21 protein-coding genes and 1 riboswitch are annotated in these 24,819 nt (G+C 52.6%); of the genes, 11 read left to right on the top strand and 10 right to left on the bottom strand.

The window, feature by feature from the left end; all coding sequences use genetic code 11:
* The first annotated feature begins 53 nt into the window (after positions 1-53).
* Complete coding sequence (thiI, locus tag Q3O59_RS11600) at positions 54-1,529, top strand: tRNA uracil 4-sulfurtransferase ThiI (RefSeq protein WP_305945729.1); 1,476 nt, start codon at positions 54-56, stop codon at positions 1,527-1,529.
* Here thiI and Q3O59_RS11595 read toward each other — a convergent pair.
* A complete protein-coding gene (locus Q3O59_RS11595; RefSeq protein WP_305945728.1) occupies positions 1,502-2,425 on the bottom strand; it encodes a ketopantoate reductase family protein in 924 nt (307 codons plus the stop codon). The two genes, thiI and Q3O59_RS11595, sit on opposite strands and share 28 nt — an antisense overlap.
* A gap of 89 nt (positions 2,426-2,514) precedes the next feature.
* Here Q3O59_RS11595 and Q3O59_RS11590 point away from each other — a divergent pair, with 89 nt between their 5' ends.
* Entirely contained in the window at positions 2,515-2,997 is a 483-nt protein-coding gene (locus Q3O59_RS11590; RefSeq protein ID WP_305945727.1) for a YajQ family cyclic di-GMP-binding protein, read from the top strand.
* Here Q3O59_RS11590 and Q3O59_RS11585 read toward each other — a convergent pair.
* The gene (locus Q3O59_RS11585) at positions 2,994-4,985 is read right to left on the bottom strand and encodes an alpha/beta hydrolase family protein (RefSeq protein WP_305945726.1); all 1,992 of its coding nucleotides are present in this window, start codon (positions 4,983-4,985) and stop codon (positions 2,994-2,996) included. The two genes, Q3O59_RS11590 and Q3O59_RS11585, sit on opposite strands and share 4 nt — an antisense overlap.
* 148 nt (positions 4,986-5,133) lie before the next feature.
* Positions 5,134-5,309: riboswitch (cobalamin riboswitch) on the top strand.
* Positions 5,310-5,344: 35 nt separating this feature from the next.
* Between Q3O59_RS11585 and Q3O59_RS11580 the strand changes: the two genes are divergently transcribed.
* Entirely contained in the window at positions 5,345-7,120 is a 1,776-nt protein-coding gene (locus Q3O59_RS11580) for a TonB-dependent receptor domain-containing protein (RefSeq protein WP_305945725.1), read from the top strand.
* A 36-nt stretch (positions 7,121-7,156) separates the two neighbouring features.
* Here Q3O59_RS11580 and msrA read toward each other — a convergent pair whose 3' ends face one another.
* Positions 7,157-7,696: a peptide-methionine (S)-S-oxide reductase MsrA gene (gene msrA / locus Q3O59_RS11575; RefSeq protein ID WP_305945724.1), complete on the bottom strand. Its 540-nt coding sequence runs from the start codon at positions 7,694-7,696 to the stop codon at positions 7,157-7,159.
* A gap of 72 nt (positions 7,697-7,768) precedes the next feature.
* On the opposite strand from msrA, the gene Q3O59_RS11570 reads away from it, so the two are divergent.
* Both Q3O59_RS11570 and Q3O59_RS11565 read left to right on the top strand, forming a co-directional pair.
* Positions 7,769-8,740 (top strand): NAD(P)/FAD-dependent oxidoreductase, encoded by a 972-nt coding sequence (locus Q3O59_RS11570; protein WP_305945723.1) that lies wholly within the window; start codon positions 7,769-7,771, stop codon positions 8,738-8,740.
* Complete coding sequence (locus tag Q3O59_RS11565) at positions 8,733-9,449, top strand: SDR family NAD(P)-dependent oxidoreductase (RefSeq protein WP_305945722.1); 717 nt, start codon at positions 8,733-8,735, stop codon at positions 9,447-9,449. Before Q3O59_RS11570 ends, Q3O59_RS11565 begins: the two co-directional genes overlap by 8 nt.
* Positions 9,450-9,508: 59 nt before the next feature.
* On the opposite strand, the gene Q3O59_RS11560 is transcribed toward Q3O59_RS11565, so the two are convergent.
* Entirely contained in the window at positions 9,509-12,610 is a 3,102-nt protein-coding gene (locus Q3O59_RS11560; RefSeq protein ID WP_305945721.1) for an efflux RND transporter permease subunit, read from the bottom strand.
* Positions 12,611-12,613: 3 nt separating this feature from the next.
* Positions 12,614-13,666 (bottom strand): efflux RND transporter periplasmic adaptor subunit, encoded by a 1,053-nt coding sequence (locus Q3O59_RS11555; RefSeq protein WP_305945720.1) that lies wholly within the window; start codon positions 13,664-13,666, stop codon positions 12,614-12,616.
* Positions 13,667-13,871: 205 nt separating this feature from the next.
* Here Q3O59_RS11555 and Q3O59_RS11550 point away from each other — a divergent pair, with 205 nt between their 5' ends.
* The 6 genes from Q3O59_RS11550 to Q3O59_RS11525 all read left to right on the top strand — a co-directional run bounded on the left by Q3O59_RS11550 (position 13,872) and on the right by Q3O59_RS11525 (position 19,840).
* Positions 13,872-14,570, top strand: coding sequence for a DUF2982 domain-containing protein (locus tag Q3O59_RS11550; protein ID WP_305945719.1), 699 nt, complete (start codon positions 13,872-13,874; stop codon positions 14,568-14,570).
* A 68-nt stretch (positions 14,571-14,638) separates the two neighbouring features.
* Positions 14,639-14,974, top strand: a complete 336-nt coding sequence (locus Q3O59_RS11545) for a hypothetical protein (RefSeq protein ID WP_228591538.1) — start codon at positions 14,639-14,641, stop codon at positions 14,972-14,974.
* 100 nt (positions 14,975-15,074) lie between these two features.
* Positions 15,075-16,751, top strand: coding sequence for a flagellar assembly protein A (locus Q3O59_RS11540; RefSeq protein ID WP_305945718.1), 1,677 nt, complete (start codon positions 15,075-15,077; stop codon positions 16,749-16,751).
* 79 nt (positions 16,752-16,830) lie between these two features.
* Entirely contained in the window at positions 16,831-18,477 is a 1,647-nt protein-coding gene (locus Q3O59_RS11535; protein ID WP_305945717.1) for an Lcl C-terminal domain-containing protein, read from the top strand.
* A gap of 9 nt (positions 18,478-18,486) precedes the next feature.
* A complete protein-coding gene (locus tag Q3O59_RS11530) occupies positions 18,487-18,999 on the top strand; it encodes an Lcl C-terminal domain-containing protein (protein WP_305945716.1) in 513 nt (170 codons plus the stop codon).
* Positions 19,000-19,084: 85 nt separating this feature from the next.
* A complete protein-coding gene (locus tag Q3O59_RS11525) occupies positions 19,085-19,840 on the top strand; it encodes a DUF2884 family protein (RefSeq protein ID WP_305945715.1) in 756 nt (251 codons plus the stop codon).
* A 23-nt stretch (positions 19,841-19,863) separates the two neighbouring features.
* On the opposite strand, the gene Q3O59_RS11520 is transcribed toward Q3O59_RS11525, so the two are convergent.
* The 5 genes from Q3O59_RS11520 to Q3O59_RS11500 form a co-directional block, all read right to left on the bottom strand.
* Entirely contained in the window at positions 19,864-21,816 is a 1,953-nt protein-coding gene (locus Q3O59_RS11520; RefSeq protein WP_305945714.1) for an SUMF1/EgtB/PvdO family nonheme iron enzyme, read from the bottom strand.
* A 188-nt stretch (positions 21,817-22,004) separates the two neighbouring features.
* Positions 22,005-23,162, bottom strand: coding sequence for a radical SAM family heme chaperone HemW (gene hemW, locus Q3O59_RS11515; RefSeq protein WP_305945713.1), 1,158 nt, complete (start codon positions 23,160-23,162; stop codon positions 22,005-22,007).
* Positions 23,159-23,767, bottom strand: coding sequence for an RdgB/HAM1 family non-canonical purine NTP pyrophosphatase (gene rdgB / locus Q3O59_RS11510; RefSeq protein ID WP_305945712.1), 609 nt, complete (start codon positions 23,765-23,767; stop codon positions 23,159-23,161). Before rdgB ends, hemW begins: the two co-directional genes overlap by 4 nt.
* A 7-nt stretch (positions 23,768-23,774) precedes the next feature.
* On the bottom strand, positions 23,775-24,191 hold the full coding sequence (locus tag Q3O59_RS11505) for a DUF4426 domain-containing protein (RefSeq protein WP_228591578.1): 417 nt from the start codon (positions 24,189-24,191) through the stop codon (positions 23,775-23,777).
* Positions 24,192-24,267: 76 nt separating this feature from the next.
* Positions 24,268-24,810, bottom strand: coding sequence for a YggT family protein (locus Q3O59_RS11500; RefSeq protein WP_305945711.1), 543 nt, complete (start codon positions 24,808-24,810; stop codon positions 24,268-24,270).
* Positions 24,811-24,819: the final 9 nt, after the last annotated feature.

Raw genomic sequence — 24,819 nt, 5'->3', positions numbered from 1 at the left:
CTGCATGCAATTCAGGTATACTGCCGGGCTTTATTGGTTAGAACAGCCCGGCAATGCTCGAATTTATTATCAAACTGCACTCTGAAATCACCATCAAAAGCAAGTCGGTGCGCAAGCGCCAGACCAAGCTGCTGCAACAAAACCTGAAAACCATTTTATTGCAGTGTACGCCAAACGTTGTCATCGTTTCGCACTGGGATCACATCACCGTCAGGCTTGAGCAAAGTACGCCTGAGCTGCGCGCTTTATTGATTGAGCGCTTGGCTTGTATTCCTGGCATTGCGCAATTTTCTGAGATGCAATCCAGTAGCTTTACCAGTCTGGACGATATTTACCAGCAAGCTTTGCCGGTTTTCGCTGAACAAATTCGTGGCAAAAGCTTTTGTGTTCGTATTCGTCGCTCTGGCGACCATGCTTTTAGCTCAACCGAGGCGGAGCGATACATCGGTGGTGGTTTAAACCAGCAGGTCCCTTCGGCCCGGGTGCAGCTGAAAAAGCCGGACGTGACGGTGCAGCTGGAAATCCGCAAAGACAAACTGATGATGGTGCGGGCGCAGTATTCCGGCCTTGGTGGTTTTCCGTTGCCCTCGCAGGCGGATGCGTTGTCGCTGATTTCCGGTGGCTTTGATTCTGCGGTCAGCAGTTACTTGATGATCAAAAAAGGCATGCGGACCCACTACCTGTTTTTCAACCTGGGTGGCAAAGCCCACGAAACCGGGGTGCGGGAAATCACCTATTACCTGTGGCAAAAATACAGTCTGTCGCACAAAGTGAAGTTCATCAGCGTGGACTTTGCTCCAGTGGTGGCAGAAATTCTGGAAAAATCCGATACCGGCCTGATGGGCGTGGTACTCAAGCGCATGATGATGCGGGCTGCCGCTGAGCTGGCTCAGCGGTTGGGGATCCCGGCCATTGTCACCGGTGAAAGCGCCGGACAAGTGTCCAGTCAAACCCTGGACAACCTCAATGTGATCGACAGGGTCACTCCGATGTTGATCCTGCGGCCTTTGATTGCGCACGACAAGCAGGACATTATCGACATTGCCCGTAAGATTGGGGTGGAGGATATGGCAGCCAGCATGCCTGAGTACTGTGGTGTCATTTCCAACAAGCCCACAGTAAAAGCCAAACTGGCTGAGGTGGAGGCCTGCGAACAACGCTTCGACCCAGCCGTACTGGCGCAGGTAAATGCCGATGCCAAAATTCTGGATATCCGCACCATTGACTACCAGTCCAGCCAGCAAGTGAGCACCATTGAAACGGTGCAGGCCATGCCCGAGGATGCCATTGTACTGGATATTCGCCGGCCAGATGAAGCAGAGCAGGCTCCACTTGAGGTGGCTGGCCACTCGGTACTGGCCTTGCCATTTTACAAACTGGCCAGTCAGTTTGGTCAGCTGGCGCAGGATAAAGCTTATTACCTCTATTGCGATCAAGGCGTGATGAGTCGGATGCAAGCCTTGCTGTTAAAAGACGAAGGCTACCAGAATGTGGCGGTCTATCAAAAACCTGCCGCCAAACAGTCCTGATACAATTGCTGGTGAGCCGGTAGGGCCAGTCCAAGACGGTCTGCCTCGCTCAGCACAAAACCGGTGATGAAATCGAGCTCGGTTTTCCGCCCGGCCAAGCGGTCTTGCAGCATGGACGAGCGATTGCTGGCCGTGTTGGAGATCACCTGTTGCAGCTGTTGCCAGGCTGCGGTTTCTTGCTGCGGGTAACCGGCTGCGGCGGCCAGCTGGCAATACTCGGCAAAAAGCTTTTTGAGAGTCGCTTCGAAGCGGGTTTCTGCCAGGGCGCCATTGGGCACCTGATGCAGCGCCGTCAGTGGGTTGATCAGGCAGTTTATTAACAGCTTTTGCCATAAACATGGTTGAATTCTTTCCACCAACGTCAGAGGTCCCAGCGCTTGCCCTAGCACATCAAACCAACCGGGTACAGCTTCAGAGTCAGCAGGCGTGATTTTCCCTATAACCGAGCTGCCACTGCCGCTGTGCACCAGTTGATGGCCTTTGCTGCAATCCGATTGGGTATAAGCGCCGTGGGTGGTGGTGAGAAACCACAGCTGTTGTCGGGGTTTTAACGCTGCCTGAATGTTGGTCAGGGTACCCAGGCCATTGTGGCTGAGGATGACACAGGCGTCTTCAGCCAGCTGCGTCTGCAGCTGCTGAATGCAGGGCAGGGCGTCGTAGGCTTTGACAGCAATAAAGGCCAGTCGGGCGGCCTGGGTTTTGGGCCAGGGAGCAAAGTGGTGGCGGCGGACGGCACCTCTGACCGTGGTCATGGCAACCTGCAGCTCGGTTGGCTGGCGCAGCCAGAGTCGGATCAGCTCGCCCTGCTGCTGCAGCTGGCAGGCCGTGAGTAAACCAATGGCGCCTTTGCCAACCACCAGCCAGTCGTTTCGTTTATGTTGCTGTGCGTCTGTCATGCGATGCCGTGATTCAAAAATGCAACAATGCTCGGATTGTAGCAATTTTACCGCTATAATCGCGAGGTTTAATCAGCTTTGGAGTCAGCATGCCATCTTTTGATATTGTTTCCGAAATCGAACAGCAAGAAGTGCAAAATGCCGTCGATAATGCCAATCGCGAACTGGATACCCGTTATGACTTTCGTGGCGTTGAAGCCAGCTTTACGTCAAGCGAGCAACTGGTGACGATGAAAGCCGAAGCGGAGTTTCAACTGCAGCAGATGCTGGAAATCTTCCGGGCAAAAGCCATCAAGCGCAACCTGGATGTGCGTTCCTTTAAAGAGAATGAGGTGGTGCATTCGGGGAAAACCTACAGCCAAACATTAAGCTTGTTGCAGGGGATTGATACCCCGACGGCGAAAAAGCTGGTTAAGCTTATCAAGGACAGCAAGCTCAAAGTGCAGGCGTCCATTCAGGGCGATCAGGTGCGGGTTACCGGAAAAAAACGCGACGACCTGCAAGAGGCCATCGCTTTTGTTAAGCAAAGCGACCTGGAACAACCCTTTCAGTTTACCAACTTTCGTGATTAATTTGGCGGAGTCTGGCTCGGCGGTAGAGTGACCTGATCTGCATGAGCCGACTCCGGCTGCTGGGTCAGGTGTTGTTTTAGAAATTCATTCATGGCTCTGAAAGCAGTAAGACGGTGTTGGCTGTTGCTTAAGTAATGGTCACCCCGTTCCAGTTCAATGTAGCGCACATCTTTATTGTGCCGTTCCAGCTGCCGGATCAGACGCCTGCCTTGCTGAATATCAACACTGCGGTCTTGATCACCATGAATAATCAGTAATGGAATTTGAATATGCTCGACCAAGTTAACCGGGGAGATACTGCGTAACTCCCTAAAGTTATCTCCAATCTGTGCCTGAGCGACTCGTGAGTTACGGTATCGACGATGCGAACGGACCAGCAACTCAACATCGGTAACACCTGCGAAGCTGACAACACAACGGTACAGCTCAGGCGTTTTAATACTGCCCATTAAAGCTGCGTAGCCACCGTAACTGGCCCCAACAATGCAAATCCTATCAGGGTCGGCATAACCTTGTTGAATCATCCAGCGGGTACCATCTTCAATGTCATCCTGCATGGCTTGACCCCAACCTTGAATGCCGGCAGACATAAAATCGAAACCATAGCCTGCAGAGCCGCGGAAGTTCATTTGCAAGACGGCAAAGCCACGATTTGCAAAAAACTGAGTCCAGTAGTCAAAGCTGCCATCATCAAAACTAATAGGACCGCCATGTGGAAAAATGATGGCCGGAGGTGGTGATGATTTCGATGCAGTGCTGGGCTGTGTTAAAAAGCCTTCAATGGTCAGACCATCTCTTGCCTGATATTGAATTCTTTGTTTTGGTTGCATGTAATCAACAGGCAGCATAGTAAACCGATCGGCCAAATGGAGTAATTCACCTGTGTCTCGATCACCAACGAAATAAGCGCCTGGATCCGTTGCATTTGAAGAAAATAATACATAACGACGCTCATCTTTGCTAAACCCTAACAGCAAGTTGGTCGTTTCGGGCAGGGCACGATCAATCGCCTTTTGCAGACGTTGGTAGCTCTCTTCAAAGAAAGTAAAGCCGCCGCCTTCATTGAAAGTAACTCCAATCACATCCTTCTCAACATCGGAGTAGAGCAAACTGCCTTGTACATCGTAATGGGGGTGGGTAATCACTGGTTTTGCGGTTAACTCGGGATCGGTTAAATCCACTACAAAGAGTGCTTTGCGACCCTGATGATATTGTATGACGTAGAGTTGGTTAGGATCTTTACCAAAACCCAATGGCCAAACTTCATCTTCGCTAAAAAGCTCAAATTGCCATAACAACCGTTGGTTTCGCCGCTCTGGGCTTCTCTCAAGCACACGGAAGTTGGTATCTCTTTGATAAACACCTATCCGGATTTGATGCTGTTGGTCGGTGAGCCAATTCGAAATGTAACCTTGCCCATTCTCAATCACTCTAGGACGTTTTAGCTGCAAGTTAACCTGAAAGATACTGACTCCAGTGTGATCCCGATAGCCATCCAGCGCGATCAAGATATGATCGGGATCATCTGGCAACATGTCGACAATGTTTGTTTGGAATTGTGGGGTGTATCGGAAGCGCCGTAAAAAGCTGGTCGAAAGCAAGTTGCTGGCTGAGCCAGCCTCTAAATCAAGTCGAACAATACGAGTCTCAGTTGTTGGAACACCTTGACGCGTTGCAGGCATGGATATGGATGCCAGTAGAATGCTGTCGTTGCCCCAACGAAGCCGGTTAATAAGCCCTGACTGGTTGTCGGTTTTAAAGGGAAACTGACTTTCTCCAGTCTGCAGGTTAATAACACGGACAAAGGTCTCCTGATCCTCTAACTGTTGTGCCCAATACAGCAAGGCGACTTTATTGCCATCGGGGGATAAACTGACCTGACTCACGTTAGGCAGACTGGCAAAAGCTTCTACCGGCAATTCACTTGTCTCCATTGAGCTTGCAAGGGAAAGCACAACTAAAATTGTTTGAAGGCAAGATGCAAACATTGTTATTCCTTAAGACCTGCGCATTGGTAGGGCATTATTTAGAGGGCATTATCTTTGATAATTAACTTTTAAGTAATATTTGTCAATAGAGTTTTTATTTCAATTTGGCCGTCTGGATTTCTGTTGACATTCATTTTGATAGGGCTAAACTAGGCCCGCTTTTTCAGGTGCTGCTTTTGTAAGCAGTGAAACGGGAATCTGGTGAAAAACCAGAGCTGCCCCCGCAACGGTAACAAGTCTGGTCCAAAGCCACTGTCTTAGGATGGGAAGGTCAGGACAACCTTGCTTGTAAGCCCGGAGACCGGCCTGAAAAATCCATCAACCAACCAATGTGCGGTGGGCACATTGCAGGAGACCTTATGCTGAAGTACTCTCTGGCAGCCTTGGCTGTCACTTCGCTGCTGCCCGCAGCTTTTGCCGATTCCATTGAAACCATCACCATCTACAGCAGCCGCCAGCCGATATCGGTGGAGCAAAGCCTTGCCAGTGTCACTGTGCTGGAGCGCGACGAAATCCTTGCCCGCCAGGCCCCGGATTTGCCGGCCTTACTCCATCAACTGCCGGGCGTGACCATAGCGCGCGATGGCGGTCGTGGTCAGAATAGTGGGGTATTTATTCGCGGTGGCAATACCGGCCATACACTGGTGCTGGTTGATGGCGTCCGTACAGGCTCTGCCACCCTGGGCCAGACATCTTTGTCGATGGTCCCGCTGGACTTAATTGAACGCATTGAAGTGATCCGCGGGCCTCGCGCCGCCTGGTATGGCTCCGATGCTCTGGCTGGCGTAATTGCCATTACCACGCGTCGGCAGCAGCAGACCGAATTGAATGCCGGTGTTGGCAGTTATGGCTTGCTGGAAAGTGATCTTGGTTTGCAGCGTCAGCTCGGTGCCTGGCAACTGCAAGCCAACCTGGGGTACAGCAGAGCCGATGGGTTCGATGTTCGTCCGGATCTGGACCCGGATAAAGACGGTTATTGGCAGCGATTTGCTCGTTTTGGCACCGATTATCAGTCCGACATGGGGCAGTTTTACTGGCACAGCACCATCAATTCCGGGCGTTACGATTTCGATGTGGCCTGGGGCAGCGAAGATCGCTCCGCTGTGTTGCAACGCAGTCACGTGCTGGGCTGGAACCATCAAGCAGCCGCAACCGGCCAGCAACTGCAGCTAAGCCGGAATCTGGACAGCGACCGGACCTATGGCCCGGACTCGAGCAGCCCTTTTAGCACCAGTCGGGATGAAGTGAATTACCAACTGACGCAGCAGCTGCACCCGTCGCTGAACGTGTTGGTTGGTGCCAACTGGTACCAGGAGGAGGTTGCCAAGGCTGCGCCTGCTTACGACGAAAGCCAACGTCGCAACAGAGCACTCTTTACCGGCGTTAACTATCAGCCAGCACAATGGTTGTTTGAAGCGGCTGCACGACAAGACCGCTTTAGCCAGTACGGCAAGGAACGAACCTGGCAATTGGCGGCGGGCTATTACCTGACCGAGCAGTGGTTGCTTCGCTTAAGCCGGGGAACCGCCTTTAAAACCCCTTCGTTCAATCAACTCTATTGGCCAGGTTTTGGCAATCCTGAGTTGCAACCAGAATCATCGATTTCGGATGAAGTGGCGCTGCGTTTCAGCGGCCAGGCAATGCAATCCGAGCTGGTGCTGTTTGACCGTGAGGTCACCAACCTGATTCAAGGCAGCGAGCAGGCTGAAAATGTGCTGTTGGCCCGGGTGCGGGGTGCTGAATACAGTGCGCAGTGGCAACTGGCAAGTTGGCAACACCAGCTGGGTTACACCTGGCTGGATGCCCGTGATGAGCAAAACCAGCAGCCATTGCAACGCCGGCCCAAGCACAGCCTGAACCTTCGCACCAGCTGGCAGGGGGAGCATTGGCAAGCCTTTGCTACTCTGGATTACCAAAGCTCAACCTTTCAGGGGCTGGACTTTACGACCATGACCAACTATCCGGATCTGGGAGGCTTTACCTTGCTTGGTTTGGGTGCCAGCTACCAGCTGACACCGGCCTGGCAGCTGCGAGCCAAGCTGGACAACCTGACCAACAAAAACTACCAAACCAGCATCGGGTATGACACCGCTGGGCGAACCCTTGGCCTTCGCCTCAGTTATCGTGGCTTTTAAGGCTGCCGGGACAACGCGGATGGATGGGGACAACCATCAATCCGCTTTCAGCAATTGCTGAAACTGCTGGCGAAAGCTTGCCAGTTTGGGGGCTACCACAAACTGGCAATAACCCTGATTCGGGTTTTGCTGCACATAGCCCTGGTGGTAGTCTTCTGCTGGGTAAAAGTGCGCCGCCGGGCTCAACTCAGTGACAATGGGGCTGGCAAACACCTGCTCGGTGCTCAGCTGATTTAACACTTGCTGTGCTTGGTGCTGCTGCTCGTCATTGTGGTAAAAAATCACCGAGCGGTACTGGCTGCCAATGTCATTGCCCTGCCGGTTAAGCTGGGTGGGGTCGTGCAGGCAGAAAAAGATCTGACACAATTGCTCGTAACGAATGATGGTCGGGTCGAATATAACCTGAACCACTTCGGCGTGGCCGGTTAGCCCGGTGCAGATCTGTTGGTAACTGGGGTTGCTGGTCTGGCCTCCCATGTAGCCACTGGTGGCGCGCTGCACTCCTTGCAGCTGATTCATCGCCGCTTCCAGGCACCAAAAGCAGCCGGCACCAAAGGTCGCTGTTGCTGTGCTCATTGAGATTCCTTCATTGATCGTTAGGACTTTATTATACGTACATTCGGCCAATTGGATGAAAAGGAATCATGCATGCGGGTAGCAATTGTCGGAGCCGGTGTTGCCGGTTTGGCTTGTGGTGAAGCCTTATTGGCGCAAGGTATTGAAGTGCAATGGTTTGATAAGAGCCGGGCATCAGCAGGGCGCGCCTCTGCTAAGCGAGCTTTTGGGGGCCATATTGACCTGGGGGCGCAGTATTTTACCGCCAGGCACCCAGCGTTTCGCCAACAAGTGGATGACTGGCAACAGCAAGGACTGGTTGAGCACTGGGATCCTCAGTTGTATTGTTTTGTTGATGGCCAGTTGCAAGCATCGCCAGACGATACCAGGCGCTATGTGGGCACCCCTGCCATGCACAGCCCCTGGCGTAGCCACACCCTGGCTGATAAGTTGCTATTGAGTTGTCGTATCGAGCAGCTGCAATACCAGCATGGCTGGCAGTTGCAGTCGGATGATGGCCGTCAATTCAGTGGTTTTGATGCTCTGGTGCTGGCACTGCCGCCGGCTCAGGCGGCTGCATTGCTGAGTTTGGATCCAGTGTTGCAACAGCAGATCCCAGACGACATCTTGCTGCCTTGTCAGGCTGTTGCCTTGCAGTTGAATCAGCCCATGGCACACCCGGCAGAAGGTATTTTTGTTAAAGAAGGACCGCTTAGCTGGGTGGCCCGGCAAGACAGCAAGCCGGGCCGGACATCACCGAAGCAGCAGTGGGTGCTGCACTTTACCCCTGAGTTCAGTCAGCAGCAGCGGGATGCATCCAGCCAGTTTTTGATCGATTGTGCTGCCGATGCATTGTCTACTTTGTTTCAGCAGCCAGTTCAGCTAGGTGCCAGTGTGCATCATCGCTGGCTCTATGCCATTGTCGATGCCAGTAAGCCGGCGCCAGGGATCCTCACCAGTGCCCGTTTCCCAGCAGTGGTGGCAGGGGACTGGTCTTTAGGCGGGCGGGTTGAGAATGCCTGGTTGGCCGGGCAGCAGGCCGCTAAGGCGGTGCTTCATGTCTAAGGTTGTCATTGTCGGGGCCAGTGGTGCCATCGGGCAGGCGCTGTGTCAGCATTATCTAACTGCCGGGCAGCAGGTGATGGCGCTTAGTCGACAGCCCGAACCTGCTGCTTTGACGAAGTCCGCTGCACTGCACTGGCAGCAACTGGATGAGCAGGAGCCATCGCAACTGACTTCGGGCCTTGCGCATTGTTTTGACCCTGCGCCTGCCTTGGTGATCCTATGTCAGGGTTGGTTGCATGGCGATACCATGCAACCAGAAAAGGCCATCAGTCAGTTGTCTGATAGCCAGTGGACACAAGCGCTTGCGGTGAACCTGCTGTCACCGGCCAGGTACCTGCAAGCCATGATGCCTTATCTGTTCAGGCAGCAGGGCATCAAAGTGATGGTGCTCAGTGCCAAAGTGGGTAGCATCAGCGACAACCAGTTGGGAGGCTGGTACAGCTACCGGGTGAGCAAGGCTGCGCTCAATATGCTGGTGAAAACAGCCAGTATTGAGCTCAAGCGGCGCAACAAAACAGCGGTGTTGGTGACGGTGCACCCCGGCACCACAGATTCCGCGCTGTCAGCGCCTTTTCAGGCGCGGCTGCCTGCCAGGCAATTGCAAACGCCAGCCAGTACCGCAACACGACTGGCTGCTGTGGCCGAGGGACTTACGGCTGAGCAAAGCGGTTTGTTGCTGAACTGGGACGGCAGCGTAATTCCTTTTTAATACCACGGACAAGAAAAAAAGCCCGCGGTTGTCATCGCGGGCTTTTGCTGTAACTAAGGCTACTTGTCAGGCCCAGCAGCGGCTTCCAGTGCTTCCAACTCTTTGGCCAGTCGTTTGGGCGAGCCGGTGTTGCGCGCCAATGCCGTATACATCACCGGCACTACGTAAAGGGTCAACAAGGTCGCCAAAGCAACGCCAGAGAAGATCACGGTACCTATGACCATACGGCTTTCCGAGCCAGGCCCTGAAGCTAAAATTAGTGGCAAGCTGCTCATGGCGGTGGTAAAGGCGGTCATGGTGATCGGGCGAAGACGCTGCACAGCAGCCCGTTTCACCGACTCTTCAAAGGCTACACCGGCATCACGCAGCTGATTGGCGAACTCCACAATCAAGATGCCATTCTTCGCTACCAGCCCTATCAGCATCACCAAGCCTATTTGGCTGTAGATATTCAGCGTCATGCCAGAGAAATAAAGCCCGGATAAAGCACCCACCAGCCCCAGTGGCACGGTGATCATGATCACCAAGGGGTGAATAAAGCTTTCAAACTGGGCTGCAAGGACCAGGTAAGTGATCAGCAGTGCCAATAAAAACACCATGAACGTCGCCCGACCACTTTCCTGATAGAGCAAGGACTCGCCTTTGTAATCAATGCCAACAAAATCATCGATTTCGGTTCGGACGATGTTTTCCAGGTAGGTCAGTGCTTCACCCAGGCTGTAACCGGGTGCCAGGTTGCCACTGATGGTGATGGCCCGCATCCGGTTGTAGCGGTTTAAGCTGGAGGCAGTCGCTTCTTCGCGCAAGGTCACCAGGTTATCCAGTGGGATCAGCTGGTTGGACGTTGTTGAACGAATAAAAACATTGCTTATGGTGGATGGCGAGCGGAAATCGTCGTCCCAGCCTTCCAGCAACACGTCGTATTCGCGACCACGGTCGAGGAAGGTGGTCACCCGGCGTCCGCCCAGCATGGCTTCCAGCGAGCGGCCAATGGCCCCAATGGAAACACCGAGATCAGCAGCACGCTCCACGTCAATGTCGACCAGAATTTGTGGTACCGTTTCCCGGTAATCGTGGTCCAACATTAATAAGTTTGGGTTTTCTGCCGCTTTTTCCAGCACAATATCGCGCCAGCGAGCCAACTCTTCGTAGGTATTGCCCTGCAGTACAAACTGAATAGGTCGGCCGCCGCCACCGCCGCCTCCCAGGCCACTGCGCATAAAGGTAAAGGCGCGAATGTCTGGCAGCTCATTGAGTTTCATACGGACTTCGTTCATCAGCTCGGCAGAGCGGCGGTGCTCATTGTGCCAGTTCTCAGAGCCGACAATCGCAATACCACCGTTGTTGCCCCAGCCGGGAACCCGGATCAGCAAGCGATTGAATTCACCACGCTCGTAGTAGGGCATCAGTACATCTTCGACCAGCTGCATGTTGCGGCTGTTGCTGGTGTAGCTGGCACCCTCAGCACCATTCATGCTGACAAAGAAAGTGCCCCTGTCTTCACTTGGCGCTAATTCTGAAGGCAGTAAACGCAGCAACAACAAACTTGAGAGCAGGCACAACGCCACCAGGCCAATGACCGGCCAGCGACTTTGGGTGACGGTTTCCAGCTGTTTGCGGTAACCGGCTTCCAGAGCACGAAAGCCTATATGCAGCCAGTGCCCCAGTTTGCTTTCGCGTTTGCGGTGACTCAGGATTTTACTGCACAGCATCGGCGATAGCGTCAAAGCGACGATGCTGGAAAATGCCACTGCCGCGGCAACGGCCAGGGCAAACTCAGTAAACAGGCGGCCAATTTGCCCCTCCATAAAAACCAGAGGCACGAACACAGAAATCAGCACCAGGGTGGTTGCAATAACAGCAAAGCCAACCTCCCGAGCCCCGCGGTAGGCGGCCAGCAGCGGAGGTTCACCTTGTTCAATCCGGCGATAAATGTTTTCCAATACCACAATGGAATCATCCACCACCAGACCAATGGCCAACACCATGGCCAACAAGGTCAATAAATTAATCGAAAAACCAAGAGCATACAGCACGGTAACGGCAGAAATTAAGGCAACAGGTACCGTGATGGCAGGGATAAAGGTTGCCCGAACATTGCCTAGGAAGAGGTAAATCACCAGCACCACCATGCTCATGGCAATGGCCAGGGTGCGGTACACTTCTTTGATTGACTCTGAAATAAAGAGCGATGAATCGTAACCGGGCTCGATGGTGGTGCCTGCAGGCAGGTTCTGTTTGATCCGTTCCATCTCAGCTCTGGCATTGCGCACCACTTCCAGCGTATTGGCGGTGGACTGTTTGACTATACCAATGCCAAGGACATTACGGCCATCGCTGCGAAACTCACTTTCCTCATCTTCAGAGGACAGCACCACATGCGCCACTTCACCCAACCGGACCAGGTAGTTGTTGGCGCCACGTTTGACCACCAGGTTACGGAAATCTTGCTGGGTTAAAAAGGTGCGGGCGACCCGGACGGTGAAATCTCGATCAATCGACTTAATGTTACCTGCCGGTAATTCGACATTCTCGCTGCGCAATACATTCTCAATATCCTGAATAGTGACCTGACGGGCAGCCATCGCTTCCTGATCGAGCCAGATCCGCATGGCATACCGCCTGGCACCTCCAAGACGCAAATTGGCTACACCATCGACCACCGAAAAGCGCTCGACAATATGCCGGTCGGCGTAATCGGTCAGCTCCAGAGAGGTCATGGTTTCGCTGTTCAGAATGAACCACACCACCACATCGTCGTCGTCACTGGCTTTAAAAACCTCGGGTGGAAAAGCCTGATCAGGCAAATTATTCAAAGCTCTGGAAACCCGCTCCCGGACATCGTTGGCAGCGGCATCAATGTCCCGACTTATATTGAACTCAATGGTAATGTTGGAGCGGCCGTTGCGGCTGGTTGAGTTAATGTTGTTGATGCCCTCAACGCCACTGATCCTGTCTTCGAGCAGCTGGGTAATGCGTGACTCCACTATTTCAGCGGAGGCACCGGGGTAAACGGTACTGATACTGACTACCGGGCGATCGATGCTGGGATACTCCCGTAATGGCAGCATGGTAAAACAGACGATGCCGAAGGTAAGCAACAGCAGGTTGACCACGGTTGCAAAGACCGGGCGTTTCACCGACAAATCTGATAACAGCATAGGTTACTCCGCCCGACGAATGGTGACGCCAGTGCGTACTTTTTGCACGCCCTCGACAATAATCTCATCGCCATCGGCAAGGCCATCCAGGATTTCGGCCCAGCCCGGGATCCGTTCGCCCACTTGTACCTGAACCTGGGTGACTCTATCGTCTTCGCCGACTGTAAAAGCATACTGGCGGTTCTGCAGAGGCACCAAGGCATTTTCCGGTACCATTAACACATCCTGATTGGCAAGGGTAACCCGAACATCCAGCAGCATGCCGGGACGCAGCCGAAGCTCCTGATTATCAACCACACCATGCACTCGCACCGAACGGGTCACCGGATCAATGCGGGGGTCAATGGCTTTAATCTGACCTTCAAAAATCTCATTGCGAAAGGCGATGTTGCGAATGGCGACTGGCATGCCAACGGCAAGCTCAGCAATAAAGCGTTCAGGGACATTAAACTCAACCCGCAGCTGGGCAATATTATCCAGCGTAGTGATGACACTGCCACTGTTGACAAAGGCTCCCTGGCTGACCGTGCGAAGACCAAGCACGCCATCAAAAGGCGCTCGAATGGTCATTTGCCGTAAGCGTGACTCGGCACTTTCCAATTGGGCCAGGGTAGTATTGACCCGGCTTTGCTGCTCATCGAGCATGGACTGTGCCGCAGCCTGGGTGGCAGCGAGGTTCTTGAGGCGCTCTAACTGCCGTTGCTGCTCGGTCAACTGCGCTTGCAATTCTGCAACCCGGGCCCGTTGCTCCACATCATTCAGGCGGGCAATAACCTCTCCTTGTTGCACACTTTGACCTTCAATCACATTGAGATAGGTGAGGTACTCGCTGCTGGATGCAATCAGTTGAACCGAGTCGTTGGCTAAGCCAGTACCCAATGCATTGACTTGCCGCGCCAGTGGTTGCATGCTGGCATGTGAGGTCTTGACAGCGATAGCCCTGGCAGGCGGCCGCTGACCATTGGTCTCTTGCTGGGTTTGGTAAAATAAATAGGCTGCCAACAACGCGAGGGCGGTTAGCAAGAAAAGGACAATGGCAGAATATTTTTTAGCCACAACAACTCCAGTCATTAAAATCAATGCATGTGCGCTTGGTGCAAGCACCCCTATTGTATGTAAATTAGCGACGTTTGGATTTCATGTTGTCGCAGTGAAGCCGGTATTGGTCGTATAAAGGAGCCGCAACTGATCTGGCTCAAGATAGCAAGCATTTATCGAATCCAGTATAGTAAAGAGCGAAGCAGCAGAGGATTTTTTGGGCATGACAGCAGTCGATGAGAGCGGAGCTCCTTTTAAGCGCTACAAAGCCAGTGGTAATGAAGGTGGTGCCATCACCTTGTTGATCAGTACCGGCGTTTTTGTGGTGTTGGCATTGTTTAGCTGGCTGTTTGTCGAGCAAGCAACCCCCATGCTGGCGATTGCCTTTATCGCATCCGCTATTGGCATCTTCGCAGGGTGGGCGAAATTATCCGAGCCATTGTATGGGGTGGTCTGCGATGAGCAAGGCTTGCACTACCACCATCGAAAAGGGAGTTGGTTGTTGCCCTGGCAGGCCTTTAGCCATTGCAGCCCTCAGCCTGATTTGGAGCATGAAGTCAATTACATTGCTTTTAAAGTCACCGACTTTCATGCTTTTTTGCAGCATTTGCCACTGCGTCTTGCCATTAAACTGATGATGGAGCAGCGCGCACTTTGGTTTGCTGTATTAAAAGAAAAGTGCCCACAAGGCCAGTGTGCTACTGAGTGGTTGGCAGAAAAGGATCGGTTCTCGACTCCGAAGCAGAACTATGATGGCATTCTGGCCATGTTTGCCAACCGGATGCAAAAGCTTGGACAGTTTTGTGGTTACGAACTCTTTATCCCGCTGAATTGCATTGATGCCCCGGCTGCGCAGTTTTGTAAGGAGGTGAATTTACTGCGAATGCAGCAACTCACCACAGCCATGGAGTCAGGCTCTTAGGCTAGACAGTTCAGAATGGCTGTATCATAATAAAATTAATTTTACAGGATGACGTCAGGTAGCAATGCATGAATAATTACGAAAAAGCATTTCTGGTCAGTGGCCGGAATACCATTATCCACAAGCAAAAGAAAGTTGACCTTGTCATTATTAATGATGATGAAGATCCGCCACTTATCGTAACACGCCACGGCGTGAAGCCATTTAATGAGCCAGTTCCGGCCAACAGAGCCGAAGCCAAAGAGCGCTATTTGGAGTTGGTCGATATCTCTAGCACCGATGTTTTTGGCGAGTGTAAAACTTTGCTTTTTGTACAGGCACTGAACAATAAAGAATACAAAATCGACTACAGCAAATCCAATACCAACCTTTTTATCCGGGTGCATCAGGATAATTATATCTAATCTGCACTTAAGCCCTGTGTAAAGTAGGTACAGGGCTTGCCTTTCTGCTCCTTTTTTGTTTCATTAGCACTATGACAACATGATGTGGTGCTTTTGTCCTGTGAGTGAGTCGGCCATCCGTTTTCTAGAAAAAGAGCAGCAGGTACATGCTGTGGTCCCTGTTGCTGAGCAAGCGCTGACAGTTGATGTGCTGAAAGAGCACTTGCAGGCAGCGGGCTTTGGACGTTGCAAGCTGGTGCCGGAGCAAATTAAGAATTTGTTGGCTCATTACGAGCAAGAGCAGCAAAAGGTCAAAGAGAAGCTGCAGGCTCCCGGGAGTAAAGAGCTCACCTATTGGGTGGCTGAGAAAATTCCGGCTGAGTTGAGCTTCAACATTGCCGAAGACAAAATGTCTGCGTCAGCACACATTACTGCAGCCTACGGTGGCGAGCCGGTTTCTGCCAATGCTTTGGTGAAAACGGCCCAAAAAGAGGGAATTGTTTTTGGGTTTATCAAAAACAACATTATTCATCTGGTGGCTCAGGCCAGCAAAGCCGAGCCTGGCACCAAGTTAAAGCACGTTATTGCCCAAGGGCGTGCTGTGACTCAGGGCGAGAACTCGCGTTTTGAACCTCTGATCCCGTCCATGGAAAGCCGCCGCAATCGCCCGGTGTTAAATCCTGAAGATAAAAAAGCAGACTTGCGTGATTTTGGTGTGATCCCCTCCATTGCGCCGGGTGAGCCTCTGATGCGCCGTCACCCACCCACTACAGGTAAAGAAGGCATGACGGTGACAGGTGAACCCATACCGGCGATGCCAGGCTTAACGGTTGAATGGAACCTGGGGGAGGGAGTTGGTTTATCCGCAGAAGATCCGGATTTATTAAAAGCAACAAAGGATGGTCTGCCGCGGGTCATTGAGGCAGGGGCCACTGTCGATGATGTCTTCAGTGTTAAGGAAGTGGATAACAGCACCGGCCACATAATTTTTAAAGGCTCGGTGGTGGTGAATGGCGATGTCCATGAAGGGTTGAAAGTCATTGCCGGTGGCAATATCTTTGTCAAAGGCGTTGTAGAGGGAACCTTGCTGGAGGCCGGTGGTGATGTCACCATTCAAGGGGCGGTAATAGGGCACCAGGTTTCAAATCCTGATGCTGGCAGTGAGTACAGCACGGTGGTCAAAGCCAAAGGCGATATCCAGTGCAACATGGCGCAGTATGCCCGTTTCGGTTGTGGCGGTAATCTCTATGTCAACAAGCAGTTGGTGCACAGTGCGGTAGAAGCTCACAGTGTCTATGCCGGTCCCGAAGAAAAACCCACCGGAAAAATTATCGGTGGCAACTTCTATCTGGATAAAGGTGTCTATGCGGGCAGTATTGGTGCTTTGTCCATCAGCTCTATTTTGATTCGATTAAATCGACTGACCGATCCCATAGTGGAAAAGCAGGAGGTCCTCAGGGCCAGTGTCACCGGCTTGAAGCACGATATGGAAGGTGTAAAAGAAAAAATAGAGCAGTTTAAAAAACTTGAAGGCAGTGCCGCCATTGAAGCGCGTCTGAATGAGTTAACCACCGAGTTTGAAGATTATCGCCGCACAGCGACTGAGCTGATAGCGGATATCCGTAAACTGGAAGAGCAGCGCAAAGCCTTGTTAGCGCAAGCGGAAGTCATTGCCCGTAACGAGCTGTTTTCTGCAGTGGAAGTGCACTTCGATAAAGAAATTGTCCGTAGCCGGCGCGAATATGGTCCCTCTAAAATTCACTTGGTCGGTGTCAAACCTGAGATTGAGCCACTGTAAGCGAAGGGCATTGGCCTAAAGCTTGCAGTGCTACTGTCTTCCAGGGAGATTCAATTTGCCCTAAAGGAGAGACGGAGCCATGTTGAACCGCTATTGCTTGATGTCTTTGCTGTGCTTGTTGCTCATCGCTTGCGGTGATAAAGGCACACAAGCGGACGATCTTGCCAGCGTCAATGCTGGGCTGGATCAGCAGCTGTATGCCGGCGCTACGCTTAACTTGAGTGCAAAAGGCGACCCGCCTGGCGGGGACTTTAGCTGGCATCAACTCAGTGGGCCAGCACTGGCTGATTTTCCTTTCAGTGGAGCAACCATCTCGATACCTTTGCCAGATGACCTTCCTGAGTCCCGTTTAATTTTTGAGGTTCGCTATACCCTGAGCGACGGGCGTTTATTGCGTGACCGGGTTCAGGTGGATGTCATGCGTCCTGTATCGGCGCCGGTTGCTTTGGTGCAAGGCGGTTTGGCTGATGGAAACTATGCGACTACAGGCCAATACATTCAACTGGATGCAAGCGACTCTTTTGATCCAGAAGGGCAAGCACTTTCCTTTTTATGGCAACAAGTTGCAGGGCCTGTTGCCTGGTTGCAGCAGCCAATCAATCAGCCCGTTCTGTTATTGAAGGCTCCGTTGTTGGCGGACGATAGCGAATTCCGGTTTGAGCTTTTTGTGCAGAATGAAGCCGGGTTGTCGGATGCTTTGGAGGTTGTGCTGTTGGTGCAGGGCAATGCCGCAGGGATTTATGCCGATGCAGGTTTGGATCGAACCGTTCTGGAGTTTCACACCAGCTGGTTGGATGGCTCAAACTCTGCCTCTTTGCGCAGTGCTGTCGATTGTCACTGGACACAGCTCACCGGAGCGCCGGTCCAGCTGATGGATGCCAAGGCTTGCCATACCAACTTTGTCGTGCCGGACAGCAGGCAGCATCCTGAGTTACGCTTTCAGCTGCAGGTGCAGGACAGCACCGGTGCTCAGGCAAGCGATGAGGTGGTCTTGACGGTGTTGTCCTCGGGTTTGCATTATCGGGTCGATACCGGCCAAAGCCAGTGTTACGATGGATTGGACCAGATTGCCTGCGATGATCAGGCTTATCCCAGGCAAGATGCTGACTTTGGACGCGATGCGATAGCAGCTCTGCTGAATAAAACCGGTGTTGGTCGTGCTGGCTTTGACTTTAGCAAGCTGGATAGCCACGGTGATGAACTGCCTCGTGATGCCGCTGATTTTTCCTGTGTTCGTGATAATGTGACCGGCTTAATCTGGGAAGTCAAAGAGCCAGCCGCGGCCAGTGTTGCAAGTGCCAGTCTGCGTGCGGCAAGTAATTATTACAGCTGGACCAGTGAGGGCGAGGGGCATGCTGGTAACCTTGGAGAAGCTGCTCCAGCGCTGGATGGCTGCCCTGACCTCAACAATTGTGGCACTCAGGCGTATGTGGCAGCTGTCAATGCGGCCTTGTACTGTGGTGGCGGCAACTGGCGTTTACCGACTGTGGCCGAGTTAAACACCCTGGTCGATTTTGGCGCTGATAAGGCGCTAGACCCGGCGCTGTTCCGGCATGAGCCTGAGCCAGCGCTGTTAGGTCATTTGTATTACTGGACTGTGCAAAGTAGCGCTGAGGGTGGGGGGGCTCATGCTGCCTGGGTGATTGATATGCGTGATGGCAACGACAATTCATTGCCGAAACGAGCGGACAGTCGTGCTTTTGTTCGTTTGGTTCGAAGCCCATAAGGAGGTGCTATGCGTGTTGCTGTGATTATTGCTGTATTGCTTACCGCACAGTCATTGTTGGCAGAGCAGGTTTGCTTTGAGGATATTGCAGCCTCGACTCCGTTGAGTGATTTTGAAGTTTTACCGGATGGCCTCGTCCATCAGCGAAGTACGGGCTTGATTTGGCAACGGTGTCTCTATGGTCAAAACTGGAGCCAGGCTCAGCAGCGCTGTGAGGGGACCGCTGTGCGGTTAAGTTGGCAGGAAGCCTTGCAACAAAGCACCATGCTTGCGGACTATAGCCAGCACTGGCGTTTGCCGGATATTAAAGAGGCGATGGCCATTGTTGAGCGTCGCTGTGTCGATCCTGCGCTTCGCCGGACCCTGTTTGCTGGCGCCAACAGCGAGCATATCTGGACCAATACCAGCATTCACAGCCGTCCAACCCACGCCTGGGCCATTGCCATGTACAGTGGCAAAAATAACTACAAAGAAAAAAACCAACAGCTTTACGTGCGCTTTGTGCGTTTTTCCGATGAATAGAAAGCAGCATGCGTTTGCAGGCGCTGAAGTTGTCTGCAAATTAAGCTACCATACATTGGTATTGTGACTGTCGAGAAGTATTGTGATGCGTCTGCTGGTTTTTTGTTTACTGCTTGCTTTTCCGCTCCAGGCCCGCGACTGCAACATCAGTTTTGGCTATGGCCTGCTGATATCGCCGGAGCAAATTCGCATCATGAGCAATGACCGCACTTTGATGCAAATTAACCATGACACTCAGCTCTTTATTAAAGGGGAATGGCAGGATTTAACTCAGGAAGAAACGGCTTTAGTGACCGAATACAGTCAGGGTTTGCGCAAGTTCGTGCCTGAAATTGTTGGTATTGCTGTCGATGGGGTTGAGTTGGGCCTGTCTGCGATGGAGCGAATGCTATCTGGAGTTGGCAGCCGCTCGCAGCAGGCAGAATGGAACGAATTAATCCGTGAAACTACCTTTCAGTTAATGTCCCGCTTTGTCCGCAGCGGCGATCATTTTTATCTGGCACCGCAAAGCCTGAACGAGCTGGAGCATTTTTTAAATGGTGAACTCAAGCCTCAGCTCAATAACCTGGCGCGTCACTCCTTTGGTGCTGTTTGGGAAGCGTTGCGCGATACCTTGCAGCATACCGAAACCAATTTTGAGCAAACCGATCCCCAGCAATGGGATGCGATGGGGCATCTGGTCGAACGCATTAACTTTGGCCTGGAAGAAAAAGCTTCTCTGTTAGAAGAGAAAACAGCCTTGTTTTGCCAGCGTCTGAAAGAGCTCAATGCTATTGAATCTCAACTGCAACAGCGTTTACCGCAAATGCTGGCCTACGATGTGGTGGTGGAAAAACACTAGGGCTCCAAACGGAGCCCTAGTGGTTAATTGCTGCTCTGCACCAGCCGGAAACCGTTGTTTCGGTGACGAATGGTGTTGTCGTGGCTGGTCCGGTAAGTCGCTGTCAGCTCGTTGGGGCTGGATAACCAGGCACCTCCACGTTGCACGCGGCGTACGCAGTTGCCACTGGTTCTGGGCGCTATGCTATTGGTGGCGCCTTGATAGCTGCTGTTCCAGCAGTCCATGGTCCACTCCCAGACATTGCCATGCATATCGTAAAGGCCCCAACTATTGGGCTCAAACGACATCACGGCAGCAGTTCCATCCAGTTGCACACCACATTCACCACCGCTGCGACGACCAAAGCGAGCCTGAGTGCAGCCAACGGTATCACCGAATTGGTAAGGGGTATCAGCACCAGCTTTGGCTGCGTATTCCCATTCTACTTCCGATGGCAATCGAAATTGCTGACGGGCAGCCTGATTGAGCCAGGGGATGAACTCAGAAACAATCTCATTGAAGCTGACATTAATGACCGGCCTGTTGCCCCGGCCCCAACCCTCGTCGCGCGGCCGGTGTGAGCAGCCGCCTTGTTCGACACAGGCGTCCCACATCGCAAAAGTAACCGGATGCGCCATCATTTCAAAAGCTGGTACTTCAATGGTGCGACTGGGTAGTTCCGACTCCGGGCAGTTTTGGCCGGTGCAACCCATGGTAAAACTACCCGCTGGGATGGTAACTAGCTGATACATTTGGCGCAGTTGCTCCAAACGCTCCGCTTCCATTTGCGCCAGGCGTTCCAAGCTATGGTGCTGGCTTAGCACCTGCCGATCGGATGATGACGGTTTACTGATGGCATAGGTCACCCCTATCAGCAGCACGGCAGCGATACCAGCTGCGCCCAGCTGCAATTGGCGTGTCATGCCCGAGCCTTTAGCTGCTTCTTCTGTGATAGGGGCTGTAGTGGCAGCTGTGGTGGTATGCTTTGTTTGAGTGTTGTTGCTGGTTGCCGCTGCTGCAGCCGGCATTGCTTTGGTCGCTTCCGTTGGTTGCGGTATTGATGCAGTCGCGTTGTTGGTCACAGGAGCCAATGAGGTTTCACTGAGCTTAGCGAGTACTTCATCGACGCTTTGCGGGCGGTCTTTTTGCCGCAATCGGACACAGGCTTCGACCAGGTTGCAAAGTCCAGCGCTGTAGCCCGATGCTTTTTCCCGCAATAGAGGTAAAGGATCGGGCTCGTTGTCGAGGCTTGCATTCAAACGGTCTTGCGCCAGCGGTAGCTCCAGCCCGGTCATTAGTTTGTACAAGGTCAACCCAAGGCCGTAAAAGTCGCTGGCGGCGGTGATTTCAGATTTTTTCGACAACAGCTCAGGAGCCAGATAAGGCGAAACAGCATCCAAAGCCAACATTGCGGGCAGGGTATTGCGCTGACCTATCAGCTGTGATTGACAGAAGTGGCTTAATACCGGCGTTTCAGGGTTTTTCAGCAATATATGCTCAGGCTGAACACCTGAATGCACAATGCCATTTTGGTGCAGCTGCTGCAAACCATCCAGCAACGGTCGCAGCAATGCTTGAATGGCAGGCTCAGGCATTGGCAAGACCCCGGCCTGCTCGATATGCTCATGCAGCGTTGGACTGTCGAGCTTTTCATGCACACTGAGTAGGGTACCGCCATGTTGTAAACAGATAAGCGTGCGGTTTAATGCCGGGTGATCACAAGCTGTCAGGCCAGTGGTGACGGCGGCAAAACGTTCAATGCTCTCGTTGAGCAAGTCCTGCTTGGCTGCTTCGCTAACATGCAGCTCACCAAAACTGCTGCGCCTGGAGGCCAGAGCGGCTGGGAAAAACTCTTTGACAATGACCAGTCGGTTGCTTCGGCTGCACAATGCCCGGTAGGTAATACTGATATCGTCGTAGCCAACCGCTTTAACGATGCTGTAATCTTCAACAGGTGAGCCTGTTGATAAAGGTACTCGATTTTCTGTTATTTTCATTATTATCTTGACCCAGTAGCAAAATTCATCCCACGTATCGATACATCAAGGGTTGCTGTCCGTGCCTGACCTGACGTACAAGTTATAAACGGATTTTAAGCAGAGGCCAAGTGCTAATTGGTAAAATGTTGGTAATGTCAACAAAATCAGTATGAATTGTTTTTTTTGGGAACAAGCTTTATGCAAGCTCAGGCTTCAGGCTCATCCAAAAACAGCGTTAAGAGATCATTTAAATAGCGCGATCCCAGGGGACTGACTTGCCAGTGCTGATTGTCATGGTGCAGTAAACCCAACTTTATTGCTTTTTGTATCGCCGGTTGCGTGCTGGCCTCTGAGAGCCCGGTATAGGCGCTAAACTCCTGCACAGGGCAAGGCTCCAGTAAGCGAAAACGGTTCATAAAAAACTCAAACGGTAGGTCGCTGTCATCCAGCTGACGCTGCTCATCCAGGTAAGGACGCGTTAAATCCATATAGCCCTTCGGGTGCTTCACCTTGCTGGTGCGAAGAATGGAACCACTTTCGCTAAGCGTAACTTTGCCATGGGCTCCGCAGCCGATCCCCAAGTAATCACCAAAACGCCAGTAATTGAGATTGTGCTGGCATTGTTGGCCTGTTTTGGCATAGGCGGAGGTTTCATACTGTTGATAGCCATTGGCCAGCAGCAGCTCGTGACCTTGTTCCTGGATAGCCCACAGTAGATCGTCTTCTGGCAAGACCGGCGGTCTTGAGGCAAAAGCGGTATTGGGCTCGATGGTCAGTTGATACCAGGAAAGATGCGGTGGTGCTAAGGCGATGGCTTGCTTCAAGTCGGCCATGGCCTGCTCCACACTTTGCCCTGGTAGGCCATGCATCAAATCCAGGTTGAAACTGCGCAATGGCAAGGTGGCAGCCAGTTGGGCGGCCTGAATGGCCTCATTACTGCTGTGGATCCGGCCCAGCGCCTGCAACTCTGGATTGGAAAAGCTTTGTACACCTATGGAAAAACGGTTGACGCCAGCAGCCACATAGCCGGCGAATCGCTCTGCCTCAAAAGTACCGGGGTTGGCTTCCAGGGTTATTTCACAGTCTGCGCTAAGTGCGGCCCGCTGCCGAACCCCGGCCAATAAGTGCGCAATACCTTCAGCACTGAACACACTGGGGGTACCGCCACCAATAAAGATGCTCTGTACTTCACGCCCTTGCACCCAATGCAGATCCTGTTGCAAGTCGTCCAACAAATGGCTGATGTAGGCCTGCTCCGGGATCCCTTGTTTAACGGCATGGGAATTAAAGTCGCAGTAGGGACATTTTTGAATGCACCAGGGAATATGGATGTAGAGCGATAAAGGTGGCAGTGTCAGACTCAAGGTTGAAAATACCCGTGCTGTTGCAGCTGGTTTATCAGCAGACGCAGCGCCTGACCTCGGTGGCTGAGTTGTTGCTTTTGCTGTTTGCTGAGCTCCGCGGCAGTGCAGCCTTGCTCCGGTACAAAAAATACCGGGTCATAACCGAAACCGCCGTCGCCTTGCGGTTGCTGATGAATCAGACCCTGCCAACGGCCGTGACTGATTAGGGGCGTTGGATCTTCGGCGTGACGCATAAACACCAGCACACAATGAAATTGAGCCTGGCGTTGTTCGGGCGCCAGCTGGTGCAAGGCTGCCAGCAGTTTTTGCACATTGTCGGCATCGCTGGCACCTTCTCCGGCATAACGAGCCGAATAAATACCGGGTGCGCCTTGCAATGCATCCACCGCCAGACCTGAATCATCCGCAATGGCCGGTAAGCCGGTGTGCAAAGCTGCATGCCGGGCTTTGATGATGGCGTTTTCGACAAAGCTTAAGCCCGTTTCATCGGCGTCTGCCAGCTGAAACTCGCTTTGTGGGCGAACAAGGCAGGAAAATGGAGCCAGCATAGCTGCCAGCTCCGCAACTTTACCGGGATTGCCGGTGGCTAAAACCAATTCATTCATAGACAGCTCAATCGGTGTAGTAGGTGTGCTCGAAACGCAGCCGTTGCTGCTCGTTGCCTTGCTGCAAGACAATATCAAAGCGCCATAGCTCTTCATTGCGCACAGTCAGCGGGGCAAAGTAATAGACAGCCTGGCCATCACGCACTTGCTGAAAACGCAGGGTACGTTGCTGCCCCAGCAAGTTTCTGGCCGTGCCTGTGACATTCACCTGCTGAGCAACCTGATCACTGCTGTTTAACACCGACAGGTTCACCAAGCCGGTAAAACGACTGCGTTCAATGCCGTAACTACGGGCTACTTCCGGCGTTAAAAAAGTAGCGTTAAAGGCCAGGTAATGCACATCCCAGGGGCCCAGTTGCTGCTTTTGTTCGGCTGGAGCAGACCAGGCGAGAATAGCAAAAAAACAGCCAAGCCAGAATCTCATTGGGTATCTCCTTACAGAGTCGTGTCAGGGGTTCAAGTATAGCGGAGCAGCTGCTCGCCAGCCGCACCAGCCGCAGTTAAAAGCCACGCAACACGTCAGCCAGCAGAATTTGAATAAACTGCAGTGCGATCAGTGCTACCAATACCGACAGATCCAAGCCGCCCATCGGTGGGATGACACGCCGAATTGGACGCAGCAAAGGATCGGTCAACTGATGCAGGACCTGCTCAATGGGATTGCGACCCTGACTGAACCAGCTGAGAATGGCGCGGATCACCAAAATCCAAAACATCAGGCTGAGACTTTCTTTCACCAGCACCAGAACTCCGGCAACCAGTGCCTGACTCAGGGCTACGCCACCCAGTAATAACTGCTGTAGCACCAGCATCTTCAACACGGCGACCAGCCAGGCCAATACCAAAGTGGCGGTATCGAGCTGCCCCAGACTGGGGATCACTTTGCGCAGCGGCAGGACCAGCGGGTTGGTGGCTTTGACAATAAATTGACTGAACGGATTGTAAAAGTCTGCCCGGGCCAATTGCAACCAGAGTCGCAACACCACCACCATCAGGTAGAGGCTAAAGCCGGTATTGATCAAAAAAAGCAGCGCATTATTCATAGAAGTCCC

This window comes from Alkalimonas delamerensis, from assembly GCF_030717955.1.
In the GTDB taxonomy this organism is placed as follows: domain Bacteria; phylum Pseudomonadota; class Gammaproteobacteria; order Enterobacterales; family Alteromonadaceae; genus Alkalimonas; species Alkalimonas delamerensis.
This window is presented reverse-complemented; position numbering and strand designations above follow the sequence as displayed.